This is a genomic window from Streptomyces sp. NPDC093598, assembly GCF_044764825.1.
Lineage (GTDB): Bacteria > Actinomycetota > Actinomycetes > Streptomycetales > Streptomycetaceae > Streptomyces.
Map to the genome: position 1 here is coordinate 292793 of NZ_JBIWIV010000002.1, position 23133 is coordinate 315925.

Sequence of the window (23133 nt, forward strand, 5' to 3'; positions counted from 1 at the left end):
GGACTGGCGCGTGGCGGTCCGCGTCGTTTACTGTCGCCCGCACCGACCGGCCGGGCGCCCGACGGCTGCCCGGTGTGGGGGACTTCGCGTCGGAAGGGCACGCGCACGACGAGGTGCAGGGGGAGGACTGTGTTGCGGAGCGTGGAGCAGAAGCGGCAGGGGCCTGTGACCGGCGGCGACGAGGACCCGCGCGTGACGGAGCTGCGCTCCGCCGTGTCCGGGTTGCGCCGTCGGCTGGCCGCCCATCCCGGCGAGTTCGCCGACCGGAGCATCGCCGAGGAGGAACTGGCCGCGGTGGCCGCCATGGCCGCCGACGGCCTCCCCGAGATCCCCCGCCTGCGCCGCTCCCTCCTGCTGATCGCGGGGGCGATCGGCTCGGTGAGCGCGCTGTCGGCGGAGCTGACGGAGGTCCGGCGGGCGGTGGATCTCTTCGGGGGGCCGGTGCGGGGGCAGGGTTAGGGCGAGGTCCTCACCCCGTGCCGGTGGGGCCCGGGGTGAGGTGCGGCGTCCTGGTGTCTGCCGCCGTTACGCGGGGCTCTGGCTGGCGAGCGCCACGGACAGTTCCCCGGCGACCTGCTGGAGCACCGGCACGATCTTGTCCGTCGCCGCCTCCGTCACCCGGCCCGCCGGGCCGGAGATGGAGATGGCCGCGGCGGTGGGGGAGTCGGGCACCGGGACCGCGAGACAACGGACCCCGATCTCCTGCTCGTTGTCGTCGATGGCGAAGCCCTGCCGGCGCACGTCCTCCAGGGCCGCGAGGAACCCGTCGGGCGTCGTGATCGTCTTCTCCGTCGCGGCGGGCATGCCCGTACGGGAGAGCAGCGCCCGCACCTCCTCCGGCGGGAAACCGGCGAGCAGGGCCTTGCCCACGCCCGTGGAGTGCGGCAGCACTCGCCGGCCGACCTCCGTGAACATGCGCATCGAGTGCTTCGACGGCACCTGCGCCACGTAGACGATCTCGTCCCCGTCCAGCAGTGCCATGTTCGCCGTCTCGCCGGTCTCCTCGACCAGCCGCGCGAGGTACGGCCGCGCCCACGTGCCCAGCAGCCGGGAGGCCGACTCGCCGAGGCGGATCAGGCGCGGACCGAGCGCGTACCGTCGGTTGGGCTGCTGACGTACGTACCCGCAGGCCACCAGCGTGCGCATCAGGCGGTGGATGGTCGGCAGGGGCAGCCCGCTGCTCGCGGACAGCTCGCTCAGGCCGACCTCGCCACCCGCGTCCGCCATCCGTTCGAGCAGGTCGAAGGCGCGCTCCAGGGACTGGACGCCGCCGTTGGCGGAGGACCGGGCGGAGTCGGTGGTGCTGGCGCTGGACGTCGGCACGGCGCGTTCCTTTCGGGGCGGGCGGGAAGGGCAGAAGCCTACCCGGCGGTCGGTTGACTCCCCGCTTGGACGTAGCTACGTTCTGCGTGTTGGAAGTTTAATTCCGCTTTGTGGAAACGTCCAGGACTGTTCGCCTGAAGGGCGCCGCAGTCAAGTGTGCCCTTGACGGCGCGGGAGAGGGAGTGAAGACTCCTTCAACAGAAAGTTGAATTCCGTTACGCGGAAGTAAGGGGTTCGGGTGTCCGACGCTGAACTGGTGCTGCGCTCGACGCGTGTCATCACTCCCGAGGGAACGCGTGCCGCATCCGTCGAGGTGACCGACGGCAGGATCACGGCCGTCCTCCCGTACGACGCGCCCGTCTCGGAGAGCGCCCGCCTGGAGGACCTGGGCGACCACGTCCTGCTGCCCGGCCTGGTCGACACGCACGTGCACGTCAACGACCCCGGTCGCACCGAGTGGGAGGGCTTCTGGACGGCCACCCGCGCCGCGGCGGCCGGCGGCATCACGACCCTCGTCGACATGCCCCTCAACTCCCTCCCGCCGACCACGACCGTCCCGCACCTGCGCACCAAGCAGCAGGTCGCCGCCGACAAGGCGCACATCGACGTCGGCTTCTGGGGCGGCGCCCTGCCCGACAACGTCAAGGAGCTCCGGTCGCTGCACGAGGCCGGCGTGTTCGGCTTCAAGGCGTTCCTGTCGCCGTCCGGTGTGGAGGAGTTCCCGCACCTGGAGCGGGACGCCCTCGCCCGCACCCTGGCCGAGATCGCCGCCTTCGACGGACTGCTCATCGTGCACGCCGAGGACCCCCACCTCCTCGCCTCAGCCCCGCAGCAGCCGGGCCCCAAGTACGCCGACTTCCTCGCCTCCCGCCCCCGGGACGCCGAGGACACCGCCATCGCCCGGCTCATCCGCGAGGCGAAGGCCGTGAACGCGCGCGTGCACGTCCTGCACCTGTCCTCCAGCGACGCCCTCCCGATGATCGCCGAGGCGCGGGCGGAGGGCGTCCGCATCACCGTGGAGACCTGCCCCCACTACCTGACCCTCACCGCCGAGGAAGTCCCCGACGGCGCCAGCGAGTTCAAGTGCTGCCCGCCCATCCGAGAGGCCGCCAACCAGGACCTGCTCTGGCAGGCCCTCGCCGACGGCACCATCGACTGCGTCGTCACCGACCACTCTCCGTCCACGGCCGACCTGAAGACCGACGACTTCGCCACGGCCTGGGGCGGCATCTCCGGACTCCAGCTCAGCCTGGCCGCGGTCTGGACGGAGGCCCGGAGGCGCGGGCACGGCCTGGAGGACGTGGTCCGCTGGATGTCCACGCGCACGTCCGAACTGGTCGGGCTCGACGACCGCAAGGGCGCCATCGCGGTGGGCCGCGACGCCGACTTCGCCGTCCTCGCACCCGACGAGACCTTCACCGTCGACCCGGCGGCCCTCCAGCACCGCAACCGCGTCACCGCGTACGCGGGCAGGACCCTGTACGGCGTCGTGAAGTCGACCTGGCTGCGCGGGCAGCGCATCGTCGCGGACGGCGAGTTCACCCAACCGAAGGGGCAGCTCCTCACCCGGACCCACTGAATCCCCTACCGGACCTCGAAAGGCAGATCTGATCACCGTGACGGCGATTCCCAGCTTCACCGGCGACGCGAACCCCTACGGAGGCGGCGACCCGTACGCGGACTACCGCACCGCCGACTTCCCCTTCACCCAGTACGCCGACCTCGCCGACCGGCGTCTGGGTGCCGGGGTCATCGCCGCCAACGACGAGTTCTTCGCCCAGCGTGAGAACCTGCTGGTGCCCGAGCCCGCCGCGTTCGACCCCGAGCACTTCGGGCACAAGGGCAAGGTCATGGACGGCTGGGAGACGCGCCGCCGCCGGGGCGCCTCCGCCGACCACCCCTGGCCGACCGCGGAGGACCACGACTGGGCGCTGGTCCGCCTCGGCGCCCCCGGCGTGATCCGCGGGATCGTCGTCGACACCGCCCACTTCCGCGGCAACTACCCGCAGGCCGTGTCCGTCGAGGGCACCTGCGTACCGGGCTCCCCCTCGCCGGAGGAACTCCTCGGGGACGACGTGAAGTGGACGACCCTCGTCCCGCGCACCCCGGTCGGCGGCCACGCGGCGAACGGTTTCGCCGTCGACGTCGAGCAGTGCTTCACGCACCTCAGGGTCAACCAGCACCCCGACGGCGGCATCGCCCGCCTGCGCGTCCACGGCGAGGTCGTCCCCGACCCCGCGTGGCTGGAGGCGCTCGGCACGTTCGACGTCGTCGCCCTGGAGAACGGCGGCCGGGCCGAGGACGCCTCCAACCTCTTCTACTCGCCCGCCTCGAACACCATCCAGCCGGGCCGCTCCCGCAAGATGGACGACGGCTGGGAGACCCGCCGCCGCCGCGACCGGGGCCACGACTGGATTCGCTACCGGCTCGCCGCCCAGGCGCAGATCCGCGCCCTGGAGATCGACACCGCCTACCTCAAGGGCAACAGCGCCGGCTGGGCGTCGGTCTCGGTCAAGGACGGCGAGGACGGCGACTGGCAGGAGATCCTGCCCCGCACCCGCCTCCAGCCCGACACCAACCACCGCTTCGTCCTGCCGGCCCCGGCCGTCGGCACGCACGCACGCGTGGACATCTTCCCCGACGGGGGCATCTCCCGGCTCCGCCTGTTCGGCTCCCTGACCCAGGAGGGGGCGAGCCGGCTGGCGGCACGCCACCAGGAGCTGGGTGGCTGAACCACCCCGCGACCGTGGGGCGCACCGGCCGGACAGCACCGGTGCGCCCCACGTGCCTCACGCCGCGTGGCCTCCGTCCACCGAGAACTCCGCCCCGGTCACGTACGTCGCCCCCGCCAGATAGGCGACCATCGACGCCACCTCGTCCGCCGTCCCGAACCGCCCGAGCGCCGTCATCGCCGCCTGGCCGGCCGCGTACGGCCCGTCCGCCGGGTTCATGTCGGTGTCGATCGGGCCCGGAAGGACGAGGTTCGCCGTGATGCCGCGCCCGCCCAGCTCCCGCGCCAGGGCCTTCGTCAGACCGGCCAGGGCCGCCTTGCTCGTCGCGTAGAGCGTCCCGCCGGGCCCCGGCACCCGCTGGGCCATGCAACTGCCGATCGTGATGATCCGCCCGCCCTCGGGCATCCGCGCGGCGGCCGCCTGAGAAGCCAGGAAGACACCCCGCACGTTGACGTCGAGGACCCGGTCCACCTCGGCGAGCGACAGGGTCTCCAGCGGCCCGAGCACTCCCACACCGGCGTTGTTGACCAGGATGTCGAGCCCGCCCAGCGCCTCCGCCGCCGCGTCCACCACCCCGGCCGCCCCGGCGGCCTCAGCCGCGTCCGCGCGCAGCGCCACCGCCCGGCGCCCCAGCGCCTCCACCGCCCGTACGACGTCCTCGGCCGCCTCCTTGCCGTTCACATGGCCGACGGCCACGTCCGCGCCCTCCCGGGCCAGCCGCACCGCCGTCGCCGCCCCGATGCCACGGCTCCCGCCGGTCACGAGAGCCACCTTGCCGTGCAGAGTTCCTTGAGAAGTCATGGGTCCATCCCAGCGGCGGCACAGCGCCGGCGCTGGCGGCGAACGGACGTCGAGGTCTCCGGGCCCGGAGGAGAGATTCCTGGACGGACGAGCAGGGCCCGACGGGCGGATTGTCCGTCACGGACGTCCCGTGAGCGGGCGTACGGCCCAGCGATGAGTTGCGGGTGCCGGCGGGGTCTGAACCGATGACAGCAGAACCCGTCCGGTCCGGAAGGAAGGCACCCGCCATGGGCAAGCTCGTCTCCACCCTCTTCATCACCCTCGACGGCGTCTACCAGGCCCCCGGCGGGCCGCAGGAGGACACCCGCGGGGGCTTCACCCACGGCGGCTGGAGCTTCCCGTACGCCGACGAGGACTTCGGCCGGTTCATCGACGAGGTCTTCGCCCGCCCGGGCGCCTTCCTGCTCGGCCGCCGTACCTACGACATCTTCGCCACGTACTGGCCCAAGGTGACCGACCCCGCCGACCCGGTCGCCTCCAAGCTGAACTCCCTGCCGAAGTACGTCCCCTCCGCGACCCTGACGGACCCCGGCTGGGCGGGCACCACGGTGCTCTCCGGCGACCTCGCCGAGGAGGTCACCGCGGTGAAGGAGCGCACCGACGGCGAGGTCCAGGTGCACGGCAGCGGGGCCCTCCTGCGGTCCCTGCTGGCGCTCGATCTGGTCGACACCCTGCATCTGCTGACCTTCCCGGTCGTGCTCGGCTCCGGGTTCCGGCTGTTCCCGGAGGGCGCCGTGCCGACGGCGTTCGAGCACGCCGGAGGGAGCGTCACCGGTGCGGGCGTCTCGATCCAGACGTACGACCTGAAGGGGCGCCCGGAGTACGGCGAGTTCGGACTGCCGGAGGACGCGTGAGGGCGCCGGAAGGCGGGTGAACGTCCCGCGAACTCACGGGGCTTCACAGGAAATTCTCCAGGCTTGTCATTGACATGCCAGCATCTACGCGCGTCATCATGAGCGTCATGAATTTCCCCCCACGCGCCTCGCGGCTCGGCGCAGCAGCCGCCCTTCTGTCCGCTCTCCTCGTCGGCGGAACCGTCTCCGCGACCACGGCCGACGCGGCCCCCACCGCCGTCGGCGACATCTGCTACAGCGACCTGCCGTCCCAGGCACACGACACGCTCGACCTGATCGAGCGGGGCGGCCCCTACCCGTTCGACCAGGACGGCACCGTCTTCCAGAACCGGGAAGGCATCCTGCCCAGTCAGTCGTCCGGCTACTACCACGAGTACACGGTCATCACCCCCGGCTCCTCCACCCGCGGTGCGCGACGCATCGTCACCGGTGAGGAGAACCGGGAGGACTACTACACGGCCGACCACTACGAGTCGTTCGACCTGGTCGACTACGGCTGCTGAGCCCCGCCGGGGCCGCGGGCCGGACGTCCGTGCTCCGCTCAGACGGACTTCCGGCTCCCCGCCGCCGCGAACAGGGCGACGCCCAGCACGAGCAGCGCGAGGCTCGCGTAGATCTCGTAGCCGTCGAGGAACCCGAGCCGCTGCACCAGGCCCCAGTTCCAGTCGGTGAACTCGTGCACCAGGCCCGCCACGCCCTGGACCAGGGCGAGGAAGCCGAGAATCTCCAGTACCTGCTTCATGCCGGCAGCCTCGCCCCGCGGACCCCCCACGCACATCGGCCGCGGGGCGAGCACCCGGGGGCGGAAGTCCCCGCTCCGACGCCGCGGCGCATCGAAAGTCTGCGACATGCCGACTTTGGTCGACGATCCCGCGCGAGGGCGGGTGGGCCGGGCTTCGGCTGCGTAGATTTGTCGCTCGTGAGTGGTGACGACGTGGGGCACGCCTCCCCGGTACCGGTGGGAGAGGCGCCCGCGCTGTTCACCGGGCGCAGATGGTTCTTCCCGTCGGCCCTCCTGCACGAACTCGACCCCGACGCCGTGCGGGCCGGGCGGCGGCCCCGGCGCACCGCCCGCGACTGGGTCGTCGACTTCTCCTGCTTCCTGCTGGCCGTGGTGGTGGGCGCGACCGCCATGGAGGCGCTCGCCGACAACCCCCACGTGCCGCCCGGACTGGCCGTCGCCGACCAGGTGATCGGTGCGCTGGCCTGCGCGGCGGTCTGGCTGCGGCGCCGCTGGCCGCTGGGGCTGTCCGTGGCGATGACCGCCGTCGGCTTCGTCTCGGACACCGCGGGCGGCGCGGGCCTGATCGCCCTGTTCACCCTCGCCGTGCACCGCCCCTTCCGGTACGTGGCCTGGGTGGGCGGCGTCAACGTGGCGCTGGTGCCCCTCTACTACTGGGTGCGCCCCGACGCGGACATCCCCTACCTGGTGAGCGTTCCCTTCGCCGTGGTGCTCACCGTGGCGATCGTCGGCTGGGGCATGTTCGTACGGGCCAAACGGCAACTCATGGTGAGCCTCAGGGACCGCGCCCGGCGCGCCGAGACGGAGGCGCGGCTGCGAGCCGAGCAGGCGCAGCGGCTCGCCCGCGAGGACATCGCGCGGGAGATGCACGACGTGCTCGCCCACCGGCTGACGCTGCTCAGCGTGCACGCGGGCGCCCTGGAGTTCCGGCCCGACGCGCCCCCGGCGCAGACGGCGCGGGCGGCGGGCGTGATCCGGGAGAGCGCGCACGAGGCGCTCCAGGACCTGCGGGAGATCATCGGCGTGCTGCGGGCGGGCGAACCCGACGACACGGGCAGGCCGCAGCCGACGCTCGCGGCGCTGGACACGCTGGTCGCCGAGTCCCGTGAGGCCGGCATGAAGGTCTCACTCGACCAGCGCGTCGAGGATCCCGCCGCCGTCCCGTCCGCCGTCGGCCGCACCGCCTACCGGATCGCCCAGGAGGGCCTGACCAACGCGCGCAAGCACGCCCCCGGCACGGAGGTCATGGTCACCGTCACCGGCGCACCGGGCACCGGCCTCACCGTCCGCGTGCACAATCCGGCGCCCGAAGGCGAGGTGCCACCCGTCCCCGGCTCCGGACAGGGCCTGATCGGCCTGACGGAGCGGGCGACCCTGGCGGGCGGCCGGCTGGAGCACGGGCACACGCCCGGCGGCGGGTTCGAGGTGCGGGCGTGGCTGCCGTGGCAGTGAGCACGTCTCGCCCCGCAGCCCGGCGGTCAATACCGCGCGCAGGGCGAGGCGTTGGCACCACCCTTTCGGGCCCGCCGCGCGCCCGGCCGTGATTGGTTAAGGCCCATGACTGCGATCAGACTGCTCCTCGTCGACGACGATCCGCTGGTGCGGGCCGGGCTGTCCTTCATGATGGGCGGCGCCGACGACATCGAGATCGTCGGAGAGGCCGCCGACGGCGCCGAGGTGGAGGCCCTCGTCGACCGCACCCGCCCGGACGTCGTCCTCATGGACATCCGGATGCCGACGGTGGACGGTCTCACCGCCACGGAACGGCTGCGCGCCCGCAAGGACGCCCCTCAGGTGGTGGTGCTCACCACCTTCCACGCCGACGAGCAGGTGCTGCGCGCGCTGCGCGTGGGCGCCGCCGGGTTCGTCCTCAAGGACACCCCGCCGGCCGAGATCCTCGCGGCGGTGCGCCGGGTCGCGGCCGGCGATCCGGTCCTGTCGCCCACGGTCACCCGCCAGCTGGTGCGGCACGCGGTAGGCACCGCCGCCGACACGCGTCGCACGCGCGCGCGAGACCGCATGGCCGTCCTCAACGACCGTGAGCGGGAGGTCGCCGTCGCGGTCGGCCGAGGCCTGGCCAACGCCGAGATCGCCACCGGCCTCTTCATGAGCGTCGCCACCGTGAAGACGCACGTCTCGCGCGTCCTGGCCAAGCTCGACCTCAACAACCGGGTGCAGATCGCGCTGCTCGCCTACGACGCGGGGCTGCTGGAGGAGGAACAGGAAGGTCACTGACCGCCCGGCCCCCGGCTCCCGGCGTCAGGCGAAGGCGGACGAGGAACCGCCGGCGATCTCCGCGAGGTGCACCGGTCTGCGCTCCCGCCGCGACAGCTCGCACGCCTCGGCGACCCGCAGCGCCTGCAACGCCTCGCGCCCGTCGCAGGGGTTGGCCCGCTCACCCCGGACGACCTCGACGAACGCGTTCAGCTCCGCCTCGTAGGCGGGACCGAACCGCTCCAGGAAACCCGTCCACGGCTTGTCCGCGGCCGGAGGCCCGGTCGGCTCGGTGGACGCGATCGGCGTACGGTCGTCCAGACCGACCACGATCTGGTCGCGCTCCCCGGCGAGCTCCATGCGCACGTCGTAACCGGCCCCGTTCATCCGCGTCGCGGTGAGGGTGGCGAGCGTGCCGTCGTCCAGGGTGAGCAGCGCGGCGGCGGTGTCGACGTCGCCCGCCTCGCGGAACATCCGGGGACCGGCGTCGGACCCGGCGGCGTAGACGTCCGCCACTTCCCGGCCCGTCACCCAGCGCAGGACGTCGAAGTCGTGGATCAGCGTGTCCCGGTACAGCCCGCCGGACAGCGGCAGCCACGCGGCGTCCGGCGGCGCCTGGTCGCTGGTCAGGGCCCGCACGGTGTGCAGCCGCCCCAGCCGGCCGGAGCGCACGGCCTCGCGCGCACCCGTGTAGCCCGCGTCGAAGCGGCGCTGGAAGCCCATGTGGAGAACCGTCCCGGCCGTCTCGACCTCGGCGATCGCGCTCAAGGTCCCCGGCAGATCCAGCGCGATGGGCTTCTCGCAGAACACCGGCAGGCCCGAGCGTGCTGCCCGACCGATCAGTTCGGCGTGGGCCGACGTCGCCGTCGTGATCACCACCGCGTCGACCCCCCAGCGGAAGATCTCCTCCACGCCGGGCGCCGCGGTCTCGCCCAGCCGGTGCGCCAGTTCCTGGGCCCTGGCGGGGTCCGCGTCCGTGAGGATCAGGGAGCCGACGTCGCGATGCCGACTGAGGGTGTTCGCGTGGATGGTGCCGATGCGGCCCGTACCGATGACGCCGATGCGCATGAAAACAAAGTGCGTGCACAGCCCGCCGCTGTCAATCTGTATGTCCGGACAATCTGACTACACGACTTCCCGTCAACAACGCACGGAGCTACGCTCGGCCCGTGCCGAAACCAGAAGTGGACCCGACCGTGCAGCTCGAGCTGAGCGTGGACCGCAGTTCTCCCGTGCCGTTGTACTTCCAGCTGTCCCAGCAGCTGGAGGCCGCGATCGAGCACGGCACGCTGACCCCGGGCAGCCTGCTGGGCAACGAGATCGAACTCGCCGCCCGGCTCGGCCTGTCCCGGCCGACCGTCCGCCAGGCCATCCAGTCGCTCGTCGACAAGGGCCTCCTCGTACGCCGTCGCGGCGTGGGCACCCAGGTCGTGCACAGCCAGGTCAAACGCCCCTTGGAGCTCAGCAGCCTCTACGACGACCTGGAGGCGGCGGGCCAGCGCCCGGCCACCAGGGTCCTCGTCAACCAGCTCGTCCCCGCCTCGGCCGAGATCGCCGCCGCTCTCGGCGTCGCCGAGGACAGCGACGTCCACCGCGTCGAGCGCCTGCGCCTCGCCCACGGCGAGCCCATGGCCTACCTCTGCAACTTCCTGCCCCCCGGCCTCATCGACCTCGACACCGACCAGCTGGAGACGACGGGCCTCTACCGCCTGATGCGGGCGGCGGGCATCACCCTGCACAGCGCCCGCCAGTCCATCGGCGCCCGCGCGGCGACGACGGAGGAGGCGGAGCGGCTGGCGGAGGAGACGGGCGCGCCGCTGCTGACGATGCAACGCGTCACATTCGACGACACGGGCCGAGCAGTGGAATACGGCACACACACCTACCGCCCGACGCGCTACTCGTTCGAGTTCCAGCTCCTGGTACGGACGTGAGAGCGACGTGGTCAGGGGCGCGGGGCTGTATCGATGTGCGGCTCCGCGGCGTGGGCGCGACAAGCTCCCACCGGCCCGCACCCGGCGACGATCCGCACCACCCCTCTGATCCGCACCCTGCCTCCCCGTGAGGCAGAATCGGCGGCGATGAGCACCTACCGCGACTTCACCGCCCCCATCGGCTCCCGCCGTGCCACCGTGCTCCGCACCGTCGGCACCCGGGAGCGCCGCTCGCACCTGACGGCCCCCCGCGTGCCCACGGTCGGCATCGACATCGGCGGCACGAAGGTGATGGCGGGCGTCGTCGACGCCGACGGCAACATCCTGGAGATGCTCCGCACGGAGACCCCGGACAAGTCCAAGAGCCCCAAGGTCGTCGAGGACACCATCGCCGAGCTGGTGCTGGACCTCTCCGACCGGCATGACGTGCACGCCGTCGGCATCGGCGCGGCCGGCTGGGTGGACGCCGACCGCAACCGCGTGCTGTTCGCCCCGCACCTGTCCTGGCGCAACGAACCGCTCCGCGACCGCCTTTCGGGCCGGCTCTCCGTACCGGTCCTCGTGGACAACGACGCCAACACCGCCGCCTGGGCCGAGTGGCGCTTCGGCGCCGGCCGCGGCGAGGACCACCTGGTCATGATCACCCTCGGCACCGGCATCGGCGGCGCCATCCTGGAGGACGGTCAGGTCAAGCGCGGCAAGTACGGCGTCGCCGGCGAGTTCGGCCATATGCAGGTCGTGCCCGGCGGTCACCGCTGCCCCTGCGGCAACCGCGGCTGCTGGGAGCAGTACAGCTCCGGCAACGCCCTGGTCCGCGAGGCACGCGAGCTGGCCGCCGCCGACTCGCCCGTCGCGTACGGAATCATCGAGCACGTCAAGGGCAGCATCGGTGACATCACCGGCCCGATGATCACCGAGCTGGCCCGCGACGGCGACGCCATGTGCATCGAGCTGCTCCAGGACATCGGCCAGTGGCTCGGCGTCGGCATCGCCAACCTCGCCGCCGCCCTCGACCCCTCCTGCTTCGTGATCGGCGGCGGTGTCTCGGCCGCCGACGACCTGCTGATCGGCCCGGCCCGGGACGCCTTCAAGCGGCACCTCACCGGTCGCGGCTACCGCCCCGAGGCCCGTATCGTCCGCGCCCAGCTCGGCCCCGAGGCCGGCATGGTCGGCGCCGCCGACCTCGCGCGGCTGGTCGCTCGCCGCTTCCGCCGCGCCAAGCGCCGCCGCGTGGAGCGGTACGAGCGCTACGAGCGGTACACGCAGTCGCTGCGCAGTACGCAGGAGACGCCGTGACCGCCTCCCTGCCCCACCAGGGACCCTGGCCCGACGGGCCGGACCGCCCGGTCGAGGACCGCAGCCACATGATCCGCCGCAGGGCCCTCACCCTGCTGATCATCGTGCTGCTCATCGGCATCCCGGCCGGCTACCTCGTCATCTCCGCGAACCAGAGCCGCGACAGCGGCAAGGACAAGGAGGCGAAGTACTCGGCGACCGGCCTGACCGAGGGCTGGCCCTCCAAGCTCCAGCGCCGGATCTACCAGGTGCCCGTCCCGCACCCGGCCTGGCACGTGGCGTACTACGAGACCAACAACTGGAAGACCAGCCGCCTGTACACCCAGTTCGAGACCAACGCGGCCGGCCTGGACGCCTACCTGACCGGACTGGGCGTGACCCGCAAGGACCTGAAGAGGGGCGACATCACCATCGGCGCCCGCGACCGAAAGGTCACCGGCTGGAAATTCGCCACGACCGACTCGTGGTACGGCTTCGTCCACCGGCAGAAGAACCCGGCCCCCACCCACGACGTGGTCGTGGACCTGTCCAACCCGGCGTATCCCTGGGTCTACGTCGTGTCCCGGACCGTTCCCTGAACCGGCCGCCGGGGCCGATTGTCAGACCCCGCCCGTAGAGTCGGAGACAACTGATCCGACACGCGGGGCGGGAGGTGGCAGGACGTATGGGAGAGTCGGCTCTGATGGCCGAGCGGGCGGGGGAGGCGACGGTCCCGGTCCGGCTCCCGGCCGTCTTCCTGCCCGCGCCCCTCCCGCGCGAGGGACGCATCGCCTTCTGGGACCCCGAGGGCGAGCCCCTGCCCGCCGAGGACACCGAGCTGACCGTCGTCCGACGGCACGGCGCCGCCGGAGTCCGGCGGCGCACCACCCCCGCGCTGTCCCTCCCGCTGGACGCGGCCCTGCCGCTCCTCGTCCGCGCCCGGCACGACCCCGCGGCCCATCCGGCCACGGCCTGCTGGGGCGCCGCCGCCCTGCACGCCCTGCGGCTGACCGCGCGTGGCAGGCTGCTGCCCGGCCTGACCGCCACGGGCCACGACGCCTGGCGCGCCGGCCCCTTCGACCCGGACGACATCGCGCACCTGCGCGCGGTGGCCGCCGCCCTGCCCCACGAAGGCCACGCCGTACCGCTGCCCGGCCCGGGCCCGATCCGGCTGCCCGAACCGGAAGCACTCGTCCGTGCCTTCCTGGACGCGGTCGCCGACACCCTGCCCCGCACCCCGGCCGCGCCCCACACCTCCGGCCGGCCCTTCGCGGCCCGCGAGGCCCAGCACCTTCCCACCGCCCACGACTGGGCCGCCGAGGTCGCCGCCGGCATGGACGCCGGCGTGCGGATCTCGCTCCGCCTCGACCTGTCGGCGTACGACCTGTTCGACGACGCCTCCGACGGCGGTGCCCGCAGCGCCGGTGCCGCGATCGTCCAGGTGCACAGCCTCGCCGACCCCACCCTCGTGGCCGACGCGGCGGCCCTGTGGGCGGGCGCGGCCGACGACGCCTTCGGTCCCCGCGCGCGCGTGGACGCGGCCCTCGCCGTCCGCCGCGCGGCCCGGGTCTGGCCCCCTCTCGACCGGCTCGCCGACCAGGACGTGCCCGACGTGCTGGCCCTGACCGAGGACGAGCTGAGCGACCTGCTCGGCGTCGCGGCGACCCGGCTGGCCGCGGCCGGGGTCGCCGTGCACTGGCCGCGTGACCTCGCGCAGGACCTGTCCGCCGCGGCTGTGGTCCGTCCGGCCCCCGGCTCGGCGACCGACGGCACCGGCTTCTTCGAGAGCGAGGACCTTCTCCAGTTCCGCTGGCAGCTCGCGCTCGGCGGCGACCCGCTCACCGACACCGAGATGGACGCCCTCGCCGAGGCCCACCGCCCGGTCGTCCGGCTGCGCGACCAGTGGGTGCTGGTCGACCCCGCGCTCGTCCGCAAGGCCCGCAAACGGGACCTCGGCCTGCTCGACCCGGTCGACGCGCTGTCCGTCGCCCTCACCGGCACCGCCGACGTGGAGGGCGAGACCGTCGAGGCCGTACCGGTCGGTGCCCTGGCCGCCCTGCGCGACCGCCTGACCGCGGGCATCCGCCCGGCCGAGCCGCCCCCGGGCCTGCGGGCCACCCTCCGGGACTACCAGCTCCGCGGCCTGGCCTGGCTCGACCTGATGACCTCCCTCGGCCTCGGCGGCTGCCTCGCCGACGACATGGGCCTCGGCAAGACCGTCACCCTCATCGCCCTGCACCTGAAGCGGGCCCGCCGCGAGCCGACCCTCGTCGTCTGCCCGGCCTCCCTGCTCGGCAACTGGCAGCGGGAGATCACCCGCTTCGCCCCCGGTGTCCCGGTGCGCCGCTTCCACGGCCCGGACCGCAGCCTCGCCGGTCTGGACGGCGGTTTCGTCCTCACCACGTACGGCACCATGCGCTCGGCGGCCCCCGCCCTGGCCGAGCGCACCTGGGGCATGGTCGTCGCCGACGAGGCGCAGCACGTGAAGAACCCCTACTCCGCCACCGCCAAGGCGCTGCGCACGATCCCGGCCCCCGCGCGCGTGGCCCTGACCGGCACGCCCGTCGAGAACAACCTCTCGGAGCTGTGGGCCCTGCTCGACTGGACCACGCCGGGCCTCCTCGGCCCGCTGAAGTCCTTCCGCGCCCGGCACGCGCGGGCCGTGGAGAACGGCGAGGACGAGGAGGCGGTGGAGCGCCTGGCCCGACTGGTCCGGCCCTTCCTGCTGCGCCGCAAGAAGTCCGACCCGGGCATCGTGCCGGAGCTGCCGCCCAAGACGGAGACCGACCACCCGGTCCCGCTCACCCGTGAACAGGCCGCGCTGTACGAGGCGGTGGTCCGGGAATCGATGCTCGCCATCGAAACGGCCGAGGGCATGCCCCGCCGGGGCCTGGTGCTCAAGCTCCTCACATCGCTGAAGCAGATCTGCAACCACCCGGCGCTGTTTCTCAAGGAGGAGCACACCTCGGCCGCGGGGGACCGGCTCGCAGCCCGCTCCGGCAAACTCGCCCTGCTGGACGAACTGCTGGACACGCTGCTGGCCGAGGACGGGTCCGCCCTCGTGTTCACCCAGTACGTCGGGATGGCCCGCCTGATCACCTCCCACCTGGCCACCCGCGCGGTCCCGGTCGACCTCCTCCACGGCGGTACGCCGGTGCCGGAGCGGGAGCGCATGGTGGACCGCTTCCAGGCCGGTTCGACGCCCGTCCTGGTGCTGTCGCTCAAGGCGGCGGGCACCGGCCTGAACCTCACCCGCGCGGGCCACGTCGTGCACTTCGACCGCTGGTGGAACCCGGCCGTCGAGGAACAGGCCACCGACCGCGCGTACCGCATCGGCCAGACCCAGCCGGTCCAGGTGCACCGCCTCATCACCGAGGGCACGATCGAGGACCGCATCGCCGAGATGCTCCAGACCAAGCGGGCGCTGGCCGACGCGATCCTCGGCTCCGGCGAGTCCTCCCTCACGGAACTGACGGACCGGGAGCTGTCCGACCTCGTGTCCCTGCGGAGGCCGTCATGACACCCCGCCCGGCCGACGAGGCCCGCCGCGCGCTGCGCGAGGCCCGGGAGCGGGCAGCCCAGGATCCCGCCCCGGCCTCGGCCGCCCGTCCGGGCCCGCTCCCGGCCGGGGGAGCAGCCGGTCAGGAAACCCCCAGACCGGCAGACGTGGCCCGCGAGGCCCTCCGCAGGGCGGTGTCCGAGCAGCGCGGGAGCGCCCGGGACGCTGCGGGCCCGGGGGACGACGCGGAAGCGGCGGAGGAGGCCGGTGGTCGCGAGGCCGGTGCCCCCGAGGTGGCCGGTGGTGGGGACGGCTCGGGTGGCTCCGGGGTCGCCGGTGGTCGGGACGGCTTGGGTGGCTCGGAGGTCGCCGGTGGCGGGGCGGGCAACGGTGCGCCCGAGGTCGCCCGTGGGCGGGGGGATATCGGGGGCTACGAGATTGCCAGTGGCCGGAACGACATCGGTGACGTCGAGCTCGCCGGTGGTCGAGACGGCATAGGTGGTTCCGAGGCCGCCGCCGGCCGGAGCGACATCGGTGCCGCCCAGCTTGCCGGTGGTCGGCAGGGCACCGGTGGTTCCGACGTCGCCGGTGACCGGAAGAGCAGCGGTGCCCGCGGAGTCACGAGTGGTCGTGAGGACGCCCGCGGCCCCGAGGAGGACGGCGGCCCCGAGGCCACCGGTATCCCCGAGGGCGCCGGAGCGCCGGAGAACACCGGTGCGCCGGAGAAGGTCGGTTCAGCCGACGACACCCCGCCGCCCGCCACGCCGGAGCCGCAGGCACCCGGCGATCCGCAGACGAACCCGGCGGGGGCCACTCCCGCCGAGGGTGCGGCCACCACGGGGTCCTCCACCCAGGCGGGCGCCGGGCCGCACGCGGCGGACGTCGCGCGCGCGGCGCTGCGCGCGGCACGGGACGACGCGCGGCGGGCCCGGGAGGAGACCGAGCGGGAAGGCGCTCGCCGCAGGCGCCGGGCTCGGCAGAGCGCCGTGGACGACAGAGCAGCGGCTGCGCGGCGGGCGGGCGCGGACGCCCCCGGCGGAGGCGCGCGTGACGTACGGCAGTTGCTGTCCGACGTCTTCCGGGCGCCGAGCACGTCGGACACGACCTCCGACGACCATGAGCGGACCACCGAGCAGAAGAGCCGGTCGGCTCGCATGACCGAGTTGCCGCACGGCCCCGCCGACCGAAACCGGGAAGGCCCGCACCGCGGGCCCGGCCCGGCCGCGCCGAGCCCGGCGACGCCCGACCGGGCCGGAAGCCCGGGGGCCCGTTCCGAGGCCTCGGCCGCGACGACCGGGACTGGCGGCAGCGACCCGGCGTCACGTGATCCGGACCTCGCCGCGCGCACCGACAGCGCGGTGACACCGGCCCCGGCCTCAGCCCCTGCCCATGCCCGGCCCCGCCACCCCGCGCCCGCCGACCCAAGGCCGCCCTCGGCTCCGCGCACGACCACCGCGTCCTACACCCCGCGTCCACCCCACTCCATGGCCGCCCCCTCCCGCGACAACGAACTCCGCCGCACCTTCCCGCCCCTCCCGCCCCGGGACGGTGACCGCTTCGCCGAGAGCTGGTGGGGAAACGCCTGGGTCGGAGCGCTGGAGCAGGGCGCGCTGGACGTGAAGCGGCTGGAGCGCGGCCGCGGATACGCCGGGCAGGGGCATGTCGACGCCATCACCGTGACCCCCGGACTCGTGCTGGCCTACGTCCAGGGCAGCCGGCCCCGTCCGTACCGCGTCCAGGTCCGTCTGCGCACGCTGGACGACACCGACTGGGACCGGTTCCTGGACGCCGCCGCCGACCGCCCCGGGCACATCGCGGCGCTCCTCGACAAGGAGATGCCCCGGTCCCTCGCCGACTGCGGCGTGCCGCTCCTGCCCGGCCCCGGTGACCTGGAGCCCCAGTGCAGCTGCCCCGACCGCGGCCACCCCTGCAAACACGCGGCCGCCCTCTGCTACCAGACCGCCCGGCTGCTCGACGCCGACCCCTTCGTCCTGCTCCTGCTGCGCGGCCGGGGCGAGCGGGAACTGCTCGACGCGCTGTCCCGGCTGAGCGCCACCCGCGCGGCGCGCGCCGCGCAGGACAAGGGCCCGGCGCCCCTGCCCGGCGTGCGGGCCGCCGAGGTCCTCGCATCGCGCGCCCTCGCGCCCCTGCCTGCACCACTGCCTCCACCCGCCCACCCCGAGCAGCCCCCGGCCTATCCGGCGGCCCCCGGCGGCCCTGACCCCTTCGCGCTGGACCAGTTGGCCACAGACGCCGCCGCCCGCGCCCACGCCCTGCTCAGCACCGGTCGTGACCCGGTCGGGCAGCTGACCTTCTGGCAGGACGCCGTCCGCCTGGCCGCGGCCCGCCCCGGGGCGGGGCTCACCGCGGGCACCCGGGCGCTCTACTCGTCCCTGGCCTCCGCGGCGGGCCGCACCCCGTCCGAGCTGGCCCGCGCGGTCGCGGCCTGGCGTCAGGGCGGGCTGGAGGGCCTCGCCGTACTGGAGGAGCCGTGGGACCCGCCCGCCGGGCGCTTCGACCGGGCCCGGCCCCTGCTCCTCGCCGCCGACCTGCCCGCCTTCCGGCCCTGGCGCAACCACCTCACCCACCCCCAAGGCCACGTTCAGCTCCGCCTCGGCCGGGACGGCCTCTGGTACGCCTACGAGTCCGAGCCGGGCCACGACGACTGGTGGCCCAGAGGCACCCCCGACCTGGACCCGGTCGGCGCCCTGACCGGCCTCGGCCTGCCGAGCGACCTCTGAGGACGCCCCAGGACACCCCGTGGCGTGGAGCGGTGCCGCTTCGACGGCCCGGAAGACGCCCCCGTCCTCATCCTCGGGCCTCCGTGCGCGTCCAGGCCAGTCCAAGACGAGCGCGTAAGGTCAGGGCACTCTGGTCGTCATGGCCCTCTTCATGCTCTGGCCGGCGTTCCGCCCGCCATGCCGGGCACCGTGGGTTTCCTTCGATCGTGCGCGGGGGACCCGACGCCCGTGGTGGCACACGGGGCAGAGCAGCGGGTGCGCCTGCCGGCGCTGCGGGCGGGCTGGCTGACGCAGACGTTCGTCCACTGGCCGTTCCGGCCTGACGCGGTCCAGGCGCTCCTGCCCGGGGGACTGGTCGTGGACGAGTACGAGGGGGCCGCCTGGGTGGGGCTCACCCCCTTTGTCATGGCGGACGTGCGACCACCCGGAGTTCCCGCCTCGCTGCCCGGCCTGCCGACGTTCGCGGAGACCAACCTGCGCACGTACGTACGGCACCGTGACGGCCGGGACGGACTCTGGTTCCTGTCCATCGAGGTGGCCTTCCCCCCGATGGTGGCGGCCCGGGCCATCGGCGCACCGTACAACCCGGGCACCCTGCGCGTGACCACGGACGGGGACACCGTCTCGTACTCCGGTTCCCGATGGATCGGTGACGCCTCCCACCGCCTGGTCGTCCGGCCTGGCGACCCGATCGATCCGACGGAGCGGGACGTGTGGCTGACCTCGCGCTGGCGTGCGTACACCCGCAGGCTCGGCATGCTCTGGGAGACGCCCGTCGAGCACGAGCCGTGGCCGCTGGCCGACGCCGGCGTCGATGTACTGGAGGAGACGCTGACCGCCGCGGCGGGCCTCCGGGAAGCCCCCCTCGGTGAACCCGTGGTGCACTTCTCGGAAGGCGTCAGATGTGTACGGCTCGGGCCCTCCAAGCTGTGCGTCCCGAAGCGCTTCTCCCAGTCCTCCTGACTCCCCTTGCCGGAATTCCGGCGCCATCGCGACACCCGCGCGTGCGCTTCGACGGTTGGATCGCGGGCATGTACCACGACCGCGGGACCACCGAGCATGACGGTCGGCACCCGATAGATCGCCGACTTGCCGGAACCGGTGGGCATGACGACCAGCACGTCGCGACCGTCGAGCAGTGCCTCCATCGCCTCCGTCAGCTCGGCGGCCACGTCGCCCCACCCCAACCGTTCCCGGGCCCCGGCCCGGGTCCCCCGTGGCCGGCCGCGATGCGGAGCGGCGCGCGGCAGTCGTGCGAGGTCGAGAATCCCGGCTGCTCGCCCTGGGTGATCACCTGCGCCGTTCGGCCCCGCGCGGTCGCGGCCGCCCGTCACCAGGGAGAACCTGGACGAACCCCAGGTGCCCGCTGTCCGCGGGCCGACGCCGCTTCGGGATTGCACCCCAAGGGAGACTCTCTTGACCGACGCCATGCCCCACCTCGACGACGCCGGCGAGAGCGACGACGTCGTGGCACTGCTGATCCAGCAGCACCACCACATCCGTAATCTCTTCGCCGAGGTCGAGAACGCCACTGCCGACGACCGGGCGGAGGCATTCCACAGGCTCGTCCGCCTGCTGGCCGTCCACGAGACCGCCGAGGAGGAAGTGGTCCACCCCGCGGCTCGCCGTCTCCTGCAGGACGGTCAGCAGGTGGTCGACGACCGTCTCGAGGAGGAGAGGGCCGCGAAGGAGAAGCTGAGCCGGCTCGATGACATGGACCCCGACGACCCCGGGTTCATGCCCGCCTTGCGGGAATTGCGCGCGGACGTGCTCCAGCACGCGGCTTCGGAGGAACAGTACGAGTTCCCCGGGTTGCGCGAGAAGGCCGGAGCGCAGCGGCTTGCCATGATGGCCACGGCTGTCCGTGCTGCCGAGGCCATGGCGCCCACCCGCCCGCACCCGGGAGTCGAGACAGCGGCGCAGAATGTCGCCGTCGGACCCGTGGCAGCCGTGATCGACCGGACTCGTGACGCCGTTCGCAAGGCGATGGGCAAGGACAGCTGATCAGGTCGGGAGAGAGTGGCCCACACCGGCCCGCGCCTGAGCAGCATCGGACACCGGGGAGTCCGCACACCCGAGTCCGCCGTCGTCGCCCTACGGCGCTCGACGGCACGTCCGGCGGACCCGGCTGCCGCGGACCGCTGGCTCACGGTGACGATCAACCGTTCACCTGCCGACATCCAGGCCGACAAGCTGCCGACGCCGCTGCAGGAGTACGGCGACCGGATCGAGACACGTTCCCCGGTTGCGGGGCCCTCCGCAGCAGTGCAGTGTGACCACCCCGCTGGTTGTCACGGGCTGGGCCCCATTCCAGGAGAGGCCGCTGCGGTGGCTGGCCCGGGCGCCGCCTCGCTCACAACTGTCGTTGCCCACTCCGGGATCAGCTCCCGGTCAGCAGGTGCCGGACGACGTATCCGGCGGAGTCCACGCCGGAGCTGCCTCCCTCGACCAGAGCCGCGACGGCGATGCGGGAGTCGTACGCGGTCAGCCAGCCGTTGGTGTGGTCGGCTTCCTCCGCGGTGCCGGTCTTGGCGCCCACGCCGTCGAGGCCGCCGAGGCGCGGGGCTGCGGTGCCGCTGGTGGCCACGCTGCGCATCATGGACTGCAGGTAACCGGCCGTGCGGCTGGAGATCTGCTGCGGCGCGGTGTCCTGGTGCTGTCCGGGCAGGATGACCGGCTGTCTGAACCCGGCGTTGCGTACGGTCGCCGCCACGGACGCCATGAACAGCGGTGTGGCCGTGACCTTCCCCTGACCGATGAACTGGGCCGCTTGGTCGCCGTCCTGGACGTCGGGCGGGATGCTCGGGTCGGTGGTGGCGACGCCGCCGCCGATCGACCAGCTGCCCAGGCCGAAGACGTTGACGGCCTCGTCGTGCAGGGCGGAGGCGTCGCCGTTGCTGACGAGGTAGTGGAAGCCGTCCTTGATGAAGGAGGTGTTGCACGACACGGTGAACGCCTGCGCGATGGTGGAGGTGGGGTTGGCCCTCACGCCCGGGTCGTTGTGGAAGGTCTGGCTGTTGGCCGTGATCGAGTCCGTGCACGGGGCCGGACTGCTCGGCGTGAGGCCGACCTTGTCGAACAGGGCCGCCGACGTGATGATCTTCATGGTGGAGCCCGGTGACTTGATGCCGTTCAGGGCGATGTCGCCGTCCGCGCCCGTGTGGGCGATCGCGAGGATGTGGCCACTGCGCCAGTCCAGCGCCACCGCCCCGGCCGGCTTTCCTCGCAGGGGAGAGTCCTTCACCGCGCTCTCGGCCACGGATTGGACGTGCGCGTCGATGGTCGTCTTGATCTTCGGCGTCCGGCCCTTGGAGAAGACCTTCAACGTCCTGACACCGTCGCCATCGGCGTTCACCACGGCCACGCCCGTGCCGGTGCTGCCACCACTGGGTTTGGCGTTCTTGCGGATCGTCGCCGCGATGTCCCGCAGCGAGGGGAACGTGGTCAGGTCCGTCTTCCCGTCACTTGCGACGACCTCGGCCGTGCTCACATCCGCGGGAAGCTTGCCCGCCGTCAGCGACTGGTCGTCGCCCAGACCCGGGTAGAGCACCGAGTTGTTCCAGTGCACCGCCGGCCGGCCGTCCGCGCTCTGCAGCACCGCCACCGCGCTGGGGTAGGTCCAGGTGCCGCCCGCCACCTCGGCCGTGACGTTGAAGGTGACCTTGGTGGCGCCGGACGTGACCGTCGACGGCCCGGCCGACACCACCTGCCCGAACGTCAGCGTCGTCAGGCGCAGACCTTCGGTGTATCCCTTCAACGCCGGCGCGGCCGTGTGGGGTGTGTCGGTGTCGTCAGCCGCCGCGTCGAGGTGCTGCTGTGACCAGCTGTCCAGGAATGCCCGGGTCAGCTTGACGGCCTTGGCGTCCGACGGCGGTGAAGTCGACACCGTCGCCGGGTCGAAGCTGTGCGCCGCCTTGGTCTGAGCGTTGCCCATCGCGCCCGAGGTCAGGCCGTGGACGATGTTGTAGGCGCCGTATCCCCCGAGGACGAGCAGTGCCGTACATGTACCGACTGTGCCGACCTTTGCCGCTCTGTTCATGGAGCGGATCGTATATTTGTGCCTACTGCAGGTATGTCAGCTTCTGGTAAAGGGTTGCCGGGCGGGAGGCGTCCGCAAGGCGTGCCGGTTTCAGCCGCAGGGTGTCCCGGTCGGGCTCGAAGAGGGCGGCCAGGGCGGCGCGCGGGGCGGCGATCCGGCCTCGCGGTCCGGGAAGCGGCTGCTCTTTTCGGTCTTGTCGCCGGTCCTGTCGGGACAGGGGGCCTCGAGACGCCCCGCCTCGGTGAGCCGGGCGGCCAGGGATTGGTCCAGGGAGACCGACTCCAGGTGGGCCACCTTCGTGTCGGGCCGGACGGCCTCGGCCATGCAGATGCGGGCGCCGGGCTCGTTCAGGCCGATGACGACCTTGTCGGGGTCGGTGGCGGCTGACGACACCGCTTTTTTCCGAAACATCGCACCAGAGTGAAGCAATATCTGTTCCCGCGAGGTGAGAGTTTGACGGATCATGCAGGAAGAGTTTTTTCTGCAATGGAGGGAGTGGAATTATGTAACGTGCACAGGCCGTTCCAGCGTGCTACTGTCGATCTCAGTTGCAGTTGTGGTTCCCAAGACTTCAAGTGCCCCCGACCCGGCTTCTGCCGGTCGGGAGCACTTTTGTAAATCCGGTCATTTTCCGGGCGGGGCAATCATCGCGGCGACACGGTGTCCGTACGGTGCGGATCCCGATGTACTGCCCCAAAGGAGATATGACATGGCTACTGGTACCGTGAAGTGGTTCAACGCGGAAAAGGGCTTCGGCTTCATCGAGCAGGACGGTGGCGGCGCGGACGTGTTCGCTCACTACTCGAACATTGCTGCGCAGGGCTTCCGTGAGCTGCTCGAAGGCCAGAAGGTCAACTTCGACATCGCGCAGGGCCAGAAGGGCCCGACGGCCGAGAACATCGTTCCCGCCTGACGCTCACGCACAATGCGCAGCTGGGGCCCGCATCCTTCGGGGTGCGGGCCCCAGCTGCACGCATCT

Annotated in this window: 21 protein-coding genes and 1 pseudogene; 15 read left to right on the forward strand and 7 right to left on the reverse strand. The window is 72.8% G+C overall.

What is annotated here, in order from left to right; genetic code table 11:
- Positions 1-129 precede the first annotated feature (129 nt).
- Positions 130-459, forward strand: a complete 330-nt coding sequence (locus ACIRDU_RS07385) for a DUF5955 family protein (RefSeq protein ID WP_403575718.1) — start codon at positions 130-132, stop codon at positions 457-459.
- A gap of 66 nt (positions 460-525) precedes the next feature.
- Here ACIRDU_RS07385 and ACIRDU_RS07390 read toward each other — a convergent pair whose 3' ends face one another.
- Positions 526-1323, reverse strand: coding sequence for an IclR family transcriptional regulator (locus ACIRDU_RS07390; protein WP_389978707.1), 798 nt, complete (start codon positions 1321-1323; stop codon positions 526-528).
- Between the two features lie 238 nt (positions 1324-1561).
- Between ACIRDU_RS07390 and allB the strand changes: the two genes are divergently transcribed.
- Both allB and alc read left to right on the forward strand, forming a co-directional pair.
- Positions 1562-2902 carry an allantoinase AllB gene (gene allB, locus ACIRDU_RS07395; RefSeq protein WP_403575720.1) on the forward strand — a complete coding sequence of 447 codons (1341 nt, stop codon included), beginning with the start codon at positions 1562-1564 and terminating at the stop codon, positions 2900-2902.
- A gap of 37 nt (positions 2903-2939) precedes the next feature.
- Positions 2940-4055 carry an allantoicase gene (alc, locus tag ACIRDU_RS07400; RefSeq protein WP_403575722.1) on the forward strand — a complete coding sequence of 372 codons (1116 nt, stop codon included), beginning with the start codon at positions 2940-2942 and terminating at the stop codon, positions 4053-4055.
- A 57-nt stretch (positions 4056-4112) separates the two neighbouring features.
- On the opposite strand, the gene ACIRDU_RS07405 is transcribed toward alc, so the two are convergent.
- Positions 4113-4856 (reverse strand): SDR family oxidoreductase, encoded by a 744-nt coding sequence (locus tag ACIRDU_RS07405; protein WP_403575724.1) that lies wholly within the window; start codon positions 4854-4856, stop codon positions 4113-4115.
- A 227-nt stretch (positions 4857-5083) separates the two neighbouring features.
- Between ACIRDU_RS07405 and ACIRDU_RS07410 the strand changes: the two genes are divergently transcribed.
- Entirely contained in the window at positions 5084-5710 is a 627-nt protein-coding gene (locus ACIRDU_RS07410) for a dihydrofolate reductase family protein (RefSeq protein ID WP_403575726.1), read from the forward strand.
- Between the two features lie 107 nt (positions 5711-5817).
- Entirely contained in the window at positions 5818-6213 is a 396-nt protein-coding gene (locus ACIRDU_RS07415) for a ribonuclease domain-containing protein (protein WP_403575728.1), read from the forward strand.
- Between the two features lie 38 nt (positions 6214-6251).
- Here the strand turns inward: ACIRDU_RS07415 and ACIRDU_RS07420 are convergent, their stop codons facing one another.
- A complete protein-coding gene (locus ACIRDU_RS07420) occupies positions 6252-6452 on the reverse strand; it encodes a hypothetical protein (RefSeq protein WP_403575730.1) in 201 nt (66 codons plus the stop codon).
- Positions 6453-6629: 177 nt separating this feature from the next.
- On the opposite strand from ACIRDU_RS07420, the gene ACIRDU_RS07425 reads away from it, so the two are divergent.
- Together ACIRDU_RS07425 and ACIRDU_RS07430 are read left to right on the forward strand one after the other, a co-directional pair.
- Entirely contained in the window at positions 6630-7904 is a 1275-nt protein-coding gene (locus ACIRDU_RS07425) for a histidine kinase (protein WP_403575732.1), read from the forward strand.
- A gap of 105 nt (positions 7905-8009) precedes the next feature.
- A complete protein-coding gene (locus ACIRDU_RS07430; protein ID WP_403575734.1) occupies positions 8010-8687 on the forward strand; it encodes a response regulator in 678 nt (225 codons plus the stop codon).
- Between the two features lie 24 nt (positions 8688-8711).
- On the opposite strand, the gene ACIRDU_RS07435 is transcribed toward ACIRDU_RS07430, so the two are convergent.
- The gene (locus ACIRDU_RS07435; protein WP_403575736.1) at positions 8712-9734 is read right to left on the reverse strand and encodes a Gfo/Idh/MocA family oxidoreductase; all 1023 of its coding nucleotides are present in this window, start codon (positions 9732-9734) and stop codon (positions 8712-8714) included.
- A 128-nt stretch (positions 9735-9862) separates the two neighbouring features.
- Here ACIRDU_RS07435 and ACIRDU_RS07440 point away from each other — a divergent pair, with 128 nt between their 5' ends.
- The 6 genes from ACIRDU_RS07440 to ACIRDU_RS07465 all read left to right on the forward strand — a co-directional run bounded on the left by ACIRDU_RS07440 (position 9863) and on the right by ACIRDU_RS07465 (position 19078).
- Positions 9863-10600, forward strand: a complete 738-nt coding sequence (locus ACIRDU_RS07440) for a GntR family transcriptional regulator (RefSeq protein WP_403577294.1) — start codon at positions 9863-9865, stop codon at positions 10598-10600.
- 147 nt (positions 10601-10747) lie between these two features.
- On the forward strand, positions 10748-11896 hold the full coding sequence (locus ACIRDU_RS07445; protein WP_031106526.1) for an ROK family glucokinase: 1149 nt from the start codon (positions 10748-10750) through the stop codon (positions 11894-11896).
- On the forward strand, positions 11893-12474 hold the full coding sequence (locus tag ACIRDU_RS07450) for a sugar kinase (protein ID WP_403575739.1): 582 nt from the start codon (positions 11893-11895) through the stop codon (positions 12472-12474). The genes ACIRDU_RS07445 and ACIRDU_RS07450 overlap by 4 nt, the downstream gene beginning before the upstream one ends.
- Before the next feature lie 86 nt (positions 12475-12560).
- Entirely contained in the window at positions 12561-15395 is a 2835-nt protein-coding gene (locus ACIRDU_RS07455; RefSeq protein ID WP_403575741.1) for a DEAD/DEAH box helicase, read from the forward strand.
- 659 nt (positions 15396-16054) lie between these two features.
- Positions 16055-18115, forward strand: a complete 2061-nt coding sequence (locus tag ACIRDU_RS07460; RefSeq protein WP_403577296.1) for an SWIM zinc finger family protein — start codon at positions 16055-16057, stop codon at positions 18113-18115.
- A 228-nt stretch (positions 18116-18343) separates the two neighbouring features.
- Positions 18344-19078, forward strand: a complete 735-nt coding sequence (locus tag ACIRDU_RS07465) for a YqjF family protein (protein WP_403575743.1) — start codon at positions 18344-18346, stop codon at positions 19076-19078.
- Positions 19079-19095: 17 nt separating this feature from the next.
- Here ACIRDU_RS07465 and ACIRDU_RS07470 read toward each other — a convergent pair.
- A pseudogene (locus tag ACIRDU_RS07470) lies at positions 19096-19614 on the reverse strand (DEAD/DEAH box helicase); the annotation flags it as partial.
- Between ACIRDU_RS07470 and ACIRDU_RS07475 the strand changes: the two are divergent.
- Entirely contained in the window at positions 19544-20119 is a 576-nt protein-coding gene (locus ACIRDU_RS07475; RefSeq protein ID WP_403577299.1) for a hemerythrin domain-containing protein, read from the forward strand. The pseudogene ACIRDU_RS07470 and the gene ACIRDU_RS07475 overlap by 71 nt on opposite strands.
- Before the next feature lie 376 nt (positions 20120-20495).
- On the opposite strand, the gene ACIRDU_RS07480 is transcribed toward ACIRDU_RS07475, so the two are convergent.
- A complete protein-coding gene (locus tag ACIRDU_RS07480; RefSeq protein ID WP_403575745.1) occupies positions 20496-22154 on the reverse strand; it encodes a penicillin-binding transpeptidase domain-containing protein in 1659 nt (552 codons plus the stop codon).
- Positions 22155-22244: 90 nt separating this feature from the next.
- Positions 22245-22565: a hypothetical protein gene (locus tag ACIRDU_RS07485; protein ID WP_403575747.1), complete on the reverse strand. Its 321-nt coding sequence runs from the start codon at positions 22563-22565 to the stop codon at positions 22245-22247.
- A gap of 298 nt (positions 22566-22863) precedes the next feature.
- Between ACIRDU_RS07485 and ACIRDU_RS07490 the strand changes: the two genes are divergently transcribed.
- Positions 22864-23067, forward strand: coding sequence for a cold-shock protein (locus ACIRDU_RS07490; protein ID WP_042169227.1), 204 nt, complete (start codon positions 22864-22866; stop codon positions 23065-23067).
- Positions 23068-23133: the final 66 nt, after the last annotated feature.

Excerpts from the sequence above, each read along its gene's own strand:
- ACIRDU_RS07405 (WP_403575724.1), bottom strand. The coding sequence starts at position 4,856 with ATGACTTCTCAAGGAACTCTGCACGGCAAGGTGGCTCTCGTGACCGGC.
- ACIRDU_RS07410 (WP_403575726.1), top strand. The coding sequence starts at position 5,084 with ATGGGCAAGCTCGTCTCCACCCTCTTCATCACCCTCGACGGCGTCTAC.
- ACIRDU_RS07415 (WP_403575728.1), top strand. The coding sequence starts at position 5,818 with ATGAATTTCCCCCCACGCGCCTCGCGGCTCGGCGCAGCAGCCGCCCTT.
- ACIRDU_RS07420 (WP_403575730.1), bottom strand. The coding sequence starts at position 6,452 with ATGAAGCAGGTACTGGAGATTCTCGGCTTCCTCGCCCTGGTCCAGGGC.
- ACIRDU_RS07430 (WP_403575734.1), top strand. The coding sequence starts at position 8,010 with ATGACTGCGATCAGACTGCTCCTCGTCGACGACGATCCGCTGGTGCGG.
- ACIRDU_RS07435 (WP_403575736.1), bottom strand. The coding sequence starts at position 9,734 with ATGCGCATCGGCGTCATCGGTACGGGCCGCATCGGCACCATCCACGCG.
- ACIRDU_RS07445 (WP_031106526.1), top strand. The coding sequence starts at position 10,748 with ATGAGCACCTACCGCGACTTCACCGCCCCCATCGGCTCCCGCCGTGCC.
- ACIRDU_RS07455 (WP_403575741.1), top strand. The coding sequence starts at position 12,561 with ATGGGAGAGTCGGCTCTGATGGCCGAGCGGGCGGGGGAGGCGACGGTC.
- ACIRDU_RS07475 (WP_403577299.1), top strand. The coding sequence starts at position 19,544 with ATGCCCCACCTCGACGACGCCGGCGAGAGCGACGACGTCGTGGCACTG.
- ACIRDU_RS07480 (WP_403575745.1), bottom strand. The coding sequence starts at position 22,154 with ATGAACAGAGCGGCAAAGGTCGGCACAGTCGGTACATGTACGGCACTG.
- ACIRDU_RS07485 (WP_403575747.1), bottom strand. The coding sequence starts at position 22,565 with ATGTTTCGGAAAAAAGCGGTGTCGTCAGCCGCCACCGACCCCGACAAG.
- ACIRDU_RS07490 (WP_042169227.1), top strand. The coding sequence starts at position 22,864 with ATGGCTACTGGTACCGTGAAGTGGTTCAACGCGGAAAAGGGCTTCGGC.